Raw genomic sequence first — 263 nt, forward strand, 5'->3', positions numbered from 1 at the left:
GAGATTGACGCCAGATTCAATGACCCATACGTCCTCTGGATCGGGCCAAGCTCTCAGCCCCATCTTGCCTTTAGCAGAATAAATTTGATAGTTTCTGCCGGTTTGCCGCTTCGTTTCTTTCAATGCTTTCAGAATGATGTCATACAAGCTCGTGTCATTTTTAAAGACCAATGATTTCATGACATGTCCTGTATTTGCGATGGAGGTCATTGGAATTTGAAAGTCAGTTCCAATCCGTCTCAAGATTTGATCTGCTCTTTGAT

Annotated in this window: 1 protein-coding gene; it reads right to left on the reverse strand. The window is 42.6% G+C overall.

Features of this window, described 5'->3' with window-relative positions; all coding sequences use genetic code 11:
• On the reverse strand, window positions 1-180 hold a 180-nt coding region (locus tag R2R70_RS21005), incomplete at its 3' end, for a hypothetical protein (RefSeq protein WP_410979049.1).
• Window positions 181-263 lie beyond the last annotated feature (83 nt).

Source organism: Cobetia sp. SIMBA_158, from assembly GCF_046566945.1.
Classification (GTDB): domain Bacteria; phylum Pseudomonadota; class Gammaproteobacteria; order Pseudomonadales; family Halomonadaceae; genus Cobetia; species Cobetia amphilecti.